2 protein-coding genes are annotated in these 1,082 nt (G+C 38.8%); both read left to right on the plus strand.

The annotated features are described in order from the left end of the window. Positions 1-60 precede the first annotated feature (60 nt). Positions 61-516 (plus strand): helix-turn-helix domain-containing protein, encoded by a 456-nt coding sequence (locus HHA41_RS12985; protein ID WP_004973749.1) that lies wholly within the window; start codon positions 61-63, stop codon positions 514-516. A gap of 16 nt (positions 517-532) precedes the next feature. Continuing rightward, positions 533-1,072, plus strand: a complete 540-nt coding sequence (locus tag HHA41_RS12990) for an IS630 family transposase (RefSeq protein WP_141730351.1) — start codon at positions 533-535, stop codon at positions 1,070-1,072. Positions 1,073-1,082 lie beyond the last annotated feature (10 nt).

Consider the following 1,082-nt stretch of genomic DNA (forward strand, 5'->3'; position numbering starts at 1 on the left):
TAAGTTGACAAAAATAACTAATCATGCGAAAAAGTTTTTTTAGTTAACAGATGTTCACACATGCCTCGAATTGTTTCTGTACCACTTAGTTTAGAACAGCGAGAACGACTCATTTTTCTGGCCAAGCATGCAAAACATTGGCGTGAAAGACAACGTGCCCAAACTATTCTCTGGCTTTCTGAAGGTAAAAGTGTTGCGGAAGTTGCCACTCTACAAGAACGTATCCCAGAAACCATAAGGCTACAACGCCGACGTTGGGAATTGTATGAGTTTGAATCGATTAAAGAAGGTCATCGCTCAGGTCGGCCCAATACATTGATCTCAGACTATCAGGCGAAAATCCTAGATTGGGTCAATACAAGTCCACTCAATGCAGAACAAATCCGAGTCAAACTACATGAAGAATACGAAGTGTCCGTGTCTGTTGAAACCATTCGTAAGTTTTTACGTGATTCAGGTATGGTCTTCAAGCGTACCCGTCATAGCTTGAAAAAAAAGAGATCCGATTGCATTTGAACAAGCAACACAGCAGATTGAAAAATTACGAGAGCAAGCGGCACGTGGTGAAATTATATTAGGTTATGTTGATGAAACAGGGTTTTCATCTACACCTGATAACCGCTATGCGTGGACAAAGATAGGTGATGTTCATGCGGTTGATGCAATAAGATTAAAACGAGTTAATGTCATGGGGTGTTTGCTTTCAACGGGGAAACTGGTGACAAGTTGTTTACAAGAGTCAGTTACAAGCACTTGGTTTTATGCCTATTTAACTGGAATAGCTCAACAAGTAAAACAGACTTATAACCTTCCATTGGTTCTTATTGTTGATAATGCCTCGATTCATAGAAGTAAAAAGATGGCTGATTACAGAGAGCTACTTAAAAGTAACTTTTCGACGAATTTGTATTTTATTCCAGCTTATAGCCCTGAGTTAAATCGAATCGAGATGGTATGGAAGCAGATGAAATATTATTGGCGAGATTTTCAAGTCATGACAGCTGATAAAATAGAGCAATGGGTGGAGAGAGTATCAAACCAATTCGGAAAAGAATACATGTTTACTTTTTAATGACAGCTTA

Origin of the sequence: Acinetobacter sp. A1 (assembly GCF_012371315.1) — a bacterium.
GTDB lineage: Bacteria > Pseudomonadota > Gammaproteobacteria > Pseudomonadales > Moraxellaceae > Acinetobacter.